This is a genomic window from Alistipes sp. CAG:268, assembly GCA_000434235.1.
GTDB classification, from domain to species: Bacteria; Bacteroidota; Bacteroidia; order Bacteroidales; family Rikenellaceae; genus Alistipes; species Alistipes avistercoris.
Window position 1 is genome coordinate 20386 of sequence record FR892023.1, and the last position, 8425, is coordinate 28810.

Genomic DNA, 8425 nt, shown 5'->3' on the forward strand with positions numbered 1-8425 from the left:
CACCTCCGGCCGACGGATGCGCTTTGGAGTTTTCGGAACACCGTCTCGGAATTTCGCCCCGAAATATTTGTTATTCTGCACGAAAAGTAATACTTTTGGCCCGTCGGCATACTGTAGCCCGCCGGAAGGGTGTGCCATAGGGATCCCCCGAGAGAAAGGATATGCAAACAATGAGTGCTGATGACAGTTTGGACAGCATTGATTATTGGTGCATACAGGAACGGAATATAGGTTTCGACAAAACCAGATATTACAGACTCTCAGACGGATAATCCGACAGCATCCCGGCACGGAGCCACAAACAGAAGTTTTGCATGCAACAACCACATATTTTCTTATTTGAGCGTCGATCCGTTTTAATCCTGAAATGAATTCGATTATGAAAATCCCTGCCTTTCTGCTGATGTTCTCTCTCGCCGCACTATTGAGTTCGTGCGCCTCAACCGAACGAATCACCTATTTTCAGGATGTCCGCCCCGGAGAACAGATCACCCAGGGGATAACCCCGGTCACCGTCAAGGTACAGCCCGAAGACAAGATCTCGATTATCGTGAACAGCAAGGACCCGCTTCTGGCCGACCTGTTCAACCTGCCGATCGTATCCAGGCAACTGGGTACCAAAAATTCAGGTGCCGGCTCCTCTTCCCAGGGAATCTCAGGCTATACGGTCCGTCAGGACGGCACGATCGACTTTCCCGTGCTGGGCAGCGTCTACGTGGCCGGCATGACCCGCGAGGAGATCGCCGCACACATCAAAAGCGAACTCATCAGCCAGAACCTCATCAAGGATCCGGTCGTGACGGTCGAATTCATGAACCTCACCGTCTCGGTGCTCGGCGAAGTGGCAAATCCCGGACGATACAGCATCGACAAGGACTACATCACGCTGCTGGAAGCCCTCAGCATGGCCGGCGACATGACCATCTTCGGCAAACGCGACAAGGTGCTCGTCCTGCGTGAGGTGGAGGGGCAGCAACGCGTCTACGGAGTCGATCTGCGATCGGCCGAGCAACTCTACAACTCGCCGGTATACTACCTGCAGCAGGACGATGTCGTATACGTCGAACCGAACTCGATGCGGGCCCGCCAGTCCACGGTGAACGGCAACAACGTACTCTCGGCCACCTTCTGGATGTCGCTCGTCTCGCTGATCACCACCGTGACGGTCCTTTTCGTCAAATAACCGAACAACAAAACCCCAAGAACAAAAAAAAGAAGCAACCGTACCATATGGAAATGACCCAGAATACGTCCCCCGCCGAACCGATGGACGATTCCATTCAGATCAAGGACCTGCTCTACCTTTGCCTGGCCAAATGGAAATGGTTCATACTCTCGCTGCTGGTCACCCTGAGCCTGGCATTCCTCTACCTGCTGAAGACCCCCTCGGTCTACACCCGCTCGGCCACGCTGCTCATCAAGGAGAACACCAAGGGGCAGTCGCTGGCCTCCGATGTCGAATCGTTCGGGGACCTCGGACTCTTCCAGACCACCACAAACGTAAACAACGAGCTGCTCGTACTGCAGTCGCCCTCGATCATGCTCGAGGTCGTAAAGCGGCTGCACCTGGACATGAACTACCATATTCCCGGACGTTTCCAGGACCGCGTGGCATACGGGGCCTCGCTGCCCCTGACCGTCTCGCTACCCGAACTGACGGAGAACGAATCGGCCCGCTTCACCCTCAAGGTACGCCCGGGCGGTGAGGTGGAGTTGTCGGAGTTCGTCCGCAACGGCGAAGAGATCCCCTCGGAGAAGGTCATCAAGGGCAACCTCACCGACACGCTGACAACGCCGCTGGGACGGGTCGAGATCACTCCGACGCCCTATTACGACATCGACCGAGGTTGTCAGTTGAAGGTCTCCCGGACGGGACTCTACGGAGCCGTCGGCAGCTATTCGGGCAATCTGACCGTCACCCTGAGCGACAAGAAGGCTTCGGCCATCGACCTTACCTTCCGCGACGTCTCCACGCAACGGGCCGAGGACGTACTGAACACCATGATCTCGGTATACAACGAGAACTGGGTAAGGGACAAGAACCAGATCGCCGTCTCGACCTCGATGTTCATCAACGAGCGTCTGGGGGTCATCGAGCGGGAACTGGGCAATGTGGACGAGAACATCTCCACCTACAAGAGCGAAAACCTCCTGCCCGACGTGCAGGCCGCCTCGAGCCTCTACATGGCGCAGAGCAGCGAGACCAATGCCCAGATCATGGCTCTGAGCAACCAGCTCTACATGACCCGCTACGTACGGAACTACCTCTCCGACGAGAACAACAGGACACAGCTGCTGCCGGCCAACTCGGGAATCGAGAGCACCAACATCGAATCGCAGATCTCGGAGTACAACACCAAACTGCTTCAGCGCAACAGCCTGGTGGCCAACTCCAGCACGCAGAACCCGCTGGTCGTGGATATGGATCAGGCACTCTCGGAGATGCGCCGGGCGATCATCACCTCGATCGACAACCAGATCCTCACGCTCAACACGCAGATCGCCAGCCTGCAGCAGAACGAGCAGAAGACCACGGCGCGCATTGCCGCCAACCCCTCGCAGGCCAAATACCTGCTCTCGGTGGAACGCCAGCAGAAGGTCAAGGAGGCCCTCTATCTCTTCCTGCTGCAAAAACGCGAGGAGAACGAGCTCTCGCAGGCCTTCACGGCCTACAACACGCGGGTGATCACCCCGCCGAGCGGGAGCATGGTGCCGACAACGCCCGTACGACGCAACATCCTCGCCATAGCGTTTGTTATCGGACTGCTCATCCCCGTGGGCGTGATCTTCCTCAGGGAGGTGATGAACACCCGGATCCGCGGGCGTAAGGACGTCGAGAAACTCCCGCTGCCGTTCCTCGGCGAAATCCCGCAATGGGGAGGCAACGGCCGGTCGCTGTTCGGGAAGAAGAAAAAAAGAGAGCCTGCGGCCGATTCGATCGTCGTCCGCGAAGGCAAACGCGACGTAATCAACGAGGCATTCCGCGTATTGCGCACCAACCTTGAATTCGTCGTCGGAAAAAGCGAAAAATCGAATGTCATCATACTCACGTCGTTCAACCCGGGAAGCGGCAAGTCGTTCCTGGCGATGAACATCGCCATGAGCCTGGCCATCAAGGGACGCCGCGTGCTGGTCATCGACGGCGACCTGCGCCACGGATCCACATCAGCCTATGTTGGCTCGCCGCGGCACGGACTGAGCGACTACCTCGGGTTCCGTACCGACAAGGTGGAGGAGATTCTCGTGCGCGACAAGGAGTACGAGAATCTGAACATCCTGCCTGTCGGCACGATTCCGCCCAACCCGACGGAACTGCTCGAAGAGAGCCGGTTCGGGGAGCTCATCGCACGCCTGCGCGCCGACTACAACTACATACTGATCGACTGCCCGCCGATCGAGGTGGTGGCCGATACGCACATCATCGAGAAGGTCGCCGACCGCACCCTCTTCGTCGTACGCGCAGGGTTGCTCGAACGCAGCATGCTGTCCGTACTGGAGAACATCTACAGGGAGAAGAAGTTCAAGAACATGGCACTGATCCTGAACGGTACCGACGGACAGTCCGGCTACTACGGATACGGCAACCGCTACGGTTACCACTACGGATACGGCTACCACTACGACTCCGGATCGAAGAAGTAGCCCCGACCGCACATGTGGCCCTTCACCCGTTCCTGTTCCCTCGCCGAAAGCGGACTCTTCGAGGGTTTTACCGACTGGCACTCGCACATCCTGCCTGCCGTGGACGACGGCGTGCGCAGTGTGGAGGAGGCTCTGGAAATCCTGCACGGATACGAAGCGCTCGGCATGAAGACCGTGTGGCTCACGCCGCACATCATGGAGGACATGCCGAACACCTCGGAGAGTCTGAAGCGCAAATTCGAAGAGCTGCGGACGGCATATTCCGGACGGATCGAACTCCACCTGGCGGCAGAACACATGCTGGACAACCTGTTCGACGAGCGGCTCAACGGCAACGACCTGCTGCCGATCGGACAACGCGGTGACCACTTGTTGGTCGAGACCTCCTATTTCAACCCTCCGCTGGATCTCAAGGGGACGCTTTGCCGGATCCGCTCGTGCGGATATTATCCGTTGCTGGCGCACCCCGAGCGGTATGTCTACATGTCACGGAAGGATTACAGACGACTGCACGAAGCCGGAGTTCGCTTCCAGCTCGACCTCTTTGCATTGGCCGGCATGTACGGAAAGCGGGCGACGGAGTGTGCCGGATGGCTTCTGGAACAGGGGTTCTACGACGCTGCAGGCACCGATATCCACCGCAAGGCTGTCTGTGACCGCATCCGCGGTTTCCGGTTGTCGCGGAAAATCTGTACGGCACTGACGACACTCTGCCGCGACTCCGACGGTCTGTAACCCGGCCTCGGAAAAGAGAACGGCCGCACCTGTTTCGGAAGGGATGCGGCCGTTTTTGCGTCACGACGACATCTTTTGGCCCCTGCGGCGCCGACTTCGGATATTCTCACTATCTTTGTATGATGAACCACGGCATACGCCGCACCGAAAAACGACTGAATCATGGAAAACCAATACGTCGAACCCATCGCGGAACTACTCAGGCAGGTCGGACTGACGGAACAGATCACCTGGCAGACGCAAGCGATTGTCCTTGCCGGCATCCTGCTGCTCTCGTGGCTCACGGCCGTGCTGTTCCGCCGGCTGGTCATCCCGGCCCTCCAGAAGATCAGCAGCCAGACCAGGGTGACGTGGGACGACCACCTGTTCAAGGACGAGATCATGCACGACCTCTGCCGGCTGTTGCCTCCGCTGATCTGGTATGTCCTGCTGCCCGTAGCCTTTCCCGACCAGCCCGTCCTGCTGTCGATCCTCCGCAAGGGCTCGCTCATCTACCTGATCGTCGCCGCGCTCGTGCTCGTGCGCTCGTTTCTCAACACGCTCTACGAAATCTCGAACGAACACGAAACGCTCCGCAACCGGCCGCTGAAAGGCATCTACCAGATGTTCAAACTCATCGCCGTCTGCATCGGCGGCATCCTGATTATCAGCATCCTGATCGACCGCGATGCCACGTCGATCCTGGCCGGACTCGGAGCTTCGGCCGCCGTCCTGATGCTCATCTTCCGCGACAGCATCCTGGGGCTCGTGGCGGGCGTACAGCTCTCGGCCAACGACATGCTGCGTCCCGGCGACTGGATCACGATGTCGAAATACGGCGCCGACGGCTACGTGACCGAAGTCTCGCTGACGACGGTCAAGGTGCAGAATTTCGACAAGACAATCACGACGATCCCGCCCTATGCGCTGGTCAGCGACTCGTTCCAGAACTGGCGCGGCATGCGCGAATGCGGCGGACGGCGCATCAAACGCTCCATAGCGATCGATGCCCGGACCGTACGGCGCTGCACGGCAGAGGAGATCGCACGTTTCCGCAGTCTCGGCTACATCGGGGACGAGGAACCCGACGAAGAGGCGGTCAATCTCCGGGTATTCCGGGGATACCTGATGCACTACCTCAAGGGGCGGAAGGAGATCAGGCAGGACCTGCTCCAGATGGTCCGCATGCTGCAGCCGACGACCGAGGGCATCCCCATCGAGGTCTATTGCTTCACGGCCGACACCGAATGGACCGCCTACGAACGGATCCAAAGCGCACTGTTCGATCACCTGCTCGCCACGCTGCCCGAATTCGGGCTTGCCGTCTACCAGCGTCCCGCCGGCCGCGACTTCCGCACGGAAGAGGAGACGAAAGCATGATCCGGGACAAACGCATTTCGAGAAAACACGGACGGACACATCCGATATAATGCCGACAGCGGCGGTGGAACACTCCATCGCCGCTGTCATTTGAATTATCTGACTCCCCAAAAAACTACTCGGCCTCGTCCAGCCGCAGGATCCGCACCACGCGGTAGGCCCCGTCGTAATCGGCCGCAAACTCGGCCACGGACTTGTCCACGGGGCACAGTTCCAGCTCGGCGCCGACCGTCCATTCGGCACGACCCGACTCCACGAAGCGCTGCTCGAGGCAGCCCGACTCGTCGATCAGCCAGAAGGTGGTCGAATCGCCTGCGGCACGGAATGTCCGCACCTCGGGAGCAAAGGTCACCGTACCCTCCAGAACCACATGCGTTTCGTTTTCGGGTTCGGCATCGAAGGCGTCCGCCGCACGGCTGTAGGCCCGACGTCCGTCACCGCGGCCAAGAATCAGGCTGTCGGCATCGACACGCACGATGTCGAGCGTATCGGCAAACTCGAGCGTCTGCCCGTTGCCGATGCTCTTTCCCGCAAGCACCAACTGCCGGCCGAACAGCTGCCAGCGATCGTACTCGAGCGTCGCCATATTGACCGACCGTGCAGTACCGTCGGCTGACAGGGCCATTCCCTGGAACCCGTCCATACCGGGAATGGGCTCCAACCACACGCCGACCAGTTTGTCGGCCGACGGCCCGGATGTGCAGGAGGTTCCTGCCACACACAGAGCCGCACACCAAAACATCCAAAATCTCTTCATGGATCCTCTTTTTTACGATTAGCATTCCGTCCAAAACGGAATTTCGACAAAGATAGCAATTTGAGTCCAAGAGTATCCTCCCGAAGGCCGAAAAAACAGGACCGAAGAGGATCCGTTTCGCTTCCTGCGCCCGCCGGCAGGGCGGAATTCCGGAGGTCTGCCGGGGTGCTGAACGCCAACCGACACGACGCGAGGGACTTGCAGTTCCCCGCGTTTTTTTGTCGATAAAATGTTCATGAAAAACAACCGGAGCGCTCGCCCGAATGAAAAACATCGCCTATATTTGCATCGAGCAAGGTTCCCCGCCGGCGGCTGCCGGCCCGGGATCAAAAGGGAACACCTGTGCGAATCAGGGGCTATTCCCGTAGCTGTAAGCTCCGTAAACGACCGCATACTCTTGAGCCACTGTCCCGCCGGGACGGGAAGGCATGCGGAGGGGGCGAGCCAGAAGACCTGCCTTGCCGGATGAGGCTCCGAACCTCGGGGATAAGGAACGGCGCCCGAAAACTGCTTAAACCGGACATACCAGAGGCCGAACTCCGCGCTTTGCCGCACACGCTCCGCCGTGCGGGAAAGGGCAGGGCTTCGCACCCTCGGGAAACGACTGAACAACAAACTAAACAGTGGGCTTATTATGGGCATTTCGGAACTCCAAATCGTCAAACGCGACGGCAAGCGCGAGCCGTTCTCGGTGGAAAAGATCAAACGCGCGATCAGCAAGGCATTCCTCTCGGTGGGCGGCTACGCCACCGACGACGACCTGACGTCCGTCCTGAGCCGCGTGCACATCGCCGACGGCATGAGCGTCGAGGAGATCCAGAACCAGGTCGAGGTGGCCCTCATGGCCGAGCACTACTTCGCCGTGGCCAAGAGCTACATGCTCTACCGCCAGAAACACACCGAAGACCGCGAGGACCGCGAAAAGCTCAACTTCCTGATCGACTACTGCGACGCGAAGAACCCGGCAACGGGATCGAAATACGACGCCAACGCCAACGTCGAGAACAAGAACATCGCCACACTCATCGGCGAGCTGCCCAAACAAAACTTCATCCGGCTCAACCGCCGCCTGCTCACCGACCGCATCCGCGAGATGTACGGCAAGGAGTTGGCCGACAAGTACCTCTACCTGCTGCGCAACCACTTCATCTACAAGAACGACGAGACGTCGATGGCCAACTACTGCGCCTCGATCACGATGTACCCGTGGCTGCTCAACGGCACGCTGTCGATCGGCGGTAACTCGACCCGCCCGACGAACCTCAAGTCGTTCTGCGGCGGCTTCGTGAACATGGTATTCATCGTCTCGTCGATGCTCTCGGGAGCCTGTGCCACGCCCGAGTTCCTCATGTACATGAACTACTTCATCGAACAGGAGTACGGCGAGGACTACTACCTGCGCGCCGACGAGGTGGTGGATCTCTCGCGCAAGCGCCGCACGATCGACAAGGTGATCACCGACTGTTTCGAACAGATCGTCTACTCGATCAACCAGCCGACGGGCGCCCGCAACTTCCAGGCCGTCTTCTGGAACGTGGCCTACTACGACCGTTTCTACTTCGAGTCGCTCTTCGGCGAATTCCGCTTCCCGGACGGTTCGCAGCCCCACTGGGAGTCGCTTTCGTGGCTGCAGAAGCGTTTCATGAAGTGGTTCAACCGCGAACGGACCCGGACCGTGCTGACCTTCCCGGTCGAGACGATGGCCCTGCTGACGCGCGACGGCGACGTCATGGACCGCGAATGGGGTGACTTCACGGCCGAAATGTACGCCGAGGGGCACTCGTTCTTCACCTACATCAGCGACAACGCCGACTCGCTCTCGTCGTGCTGCCGCCTGCGCAACGAGATCCAGGACAACGGCTTCAGCTACACGCTCGGAGCGGGCGGCGTCTCGACCGGATCGAAGAGCGTGCTGACGATCAACCTGAACCG

At 59.2% G+C, this 8425-nt stretch carries 6 protein-coding genes and 1 riboswitch (1 of these 7 cut by a window edge); of the genes, 5 read left to right on the top strand and 1 reads right to left on the bottom strand.

Annotated features, from left to right (window positions below):
• Positions 1-379 precede the first annotated feature (379 nt).
• The 4 genes from QZL63_RS10730 to QZL63_RS10745 all read left to right on the top strand — a co-directional run bounded on the left by QZL63_RS10730 (position 380) and on the right by QZL63_RS10745 (position 5736).
• A complete protein-coding gene (locus QZL63_RS10730) occupies positions 380-1183 on the top strand; it encodes a polysaccharide biosynthesis/export family protein (protein WP_022309289.1) in 804 nt (267 codons plus the stop codon).
• Positions 1184-1236: 53 nt separating this feature from the next.
• Positions 1237-3642, top strand: coding sequence for a GumC family protein (locus QZL63_RS10735; protein WP_441293906.1), 2406 nt, complete (start codon positions 1237-1239; stop codon positions 3640-3642).
• Positions 3643-3654: 12 nt separating this feature from the next.
• On the top strand, positions 3655-4377 hold the full coding sequence (locus tag QZL63_RS10740; RefSeq protein WP_022309291.1) for a tyrosine-protein phosphatase: 723 nt from the start codon (positions 3655-3657) through the stop codon (positions 4375-4377).
• A gap of 162 nt (positions 4378-4539) precedes the next feature.
• A complete protein-coding gene (locus tag QZL63_RS10745) occupies positions 4540-5736 on the top strand; it encodes a mechanosensitive ion channel family protein (protein WP_022309292.1) in 1197 nt (398 codons plus the stop codon).
• A gap of 115 nt (positions 5737-5851) precedes the next feature.
• Here the strand turns inward: QZL63_RS10745 and QZL63_RS10750 are convergent, their stop codons facing one another.
• Positions 5852-6493 (bottom strand): lipocalin family protein, encoded by a 642-nt coding sequence (locus QZL63_RS10750; RefSeq protein ID WP_022309293.1) that lies wholly within the window; start codon positions 6491-6493, stop codon positions 5852-5854.
• Positions 6494-6771: 278 nt separating this feature from the next.
• Positions 6772-6968: riboswitch (cobalamin riboswitch) on the top strand.
• Between the two features lie 159 nt (positions 6969-7127).
• On the opposite strand from QZL63_RS10750, the gene nrdD reads away from it, so the two are divergent.
• Positions 7128-8425 carry the 5' portion of an anaerobic ribonucleoside-triphosphate reductase gene (nrdD, locus tag QZL63_RS10755; protein ID WP_022309294.1) on the top strand. Its footprint extends 823 nt past the window's final position, so only the first 1298 of its 2121 coding nucleotides appear in the window; it begins with the start codon at positions 7128-7130; its stop codon lies beyond the right edge, outside the window.

Excerpts from the sequence above, each read along its gene's own strand:
- QZL63_RS10730 (WP_022309289.1), top strand. The coding sequence starts at position 380 with ATGAAAATCCCTGCCTTTCTGCTGATGTTCTCTCTCGCCGCACTATTG.
- QZL63_RS10735 (WP_441293906.1), top strand. The coding sequence starts at position 1,237 with ATGACCCAGAATACGTCCCCCGCCGAACCGATGGACGATTCCATTCAG.
- QZL63_RS10740 (WP_022309291.1), top strand. The coding sequence starts at position 3,655 with ATGTGGCCCTTCACCCGTTCCTGTTCCCTCGCCGAAAGCGGACTCTTC.
- QZL63_RS10745 (WP_022309292.1), top strand. The coding sequence starts at position 4,540 with ATGGAAAACCAATACGTCGAACCCATCGCGGAACTACTCAGGCAGGTC.
- QZL63_RS10750 (WP_022309293.1), bottom strand. The coding sequence starts at position 6,493 with ATGAAGAGATTTTGGATGTTTTGGTGTGCGGCTCTGTGTGTGGCAGGA.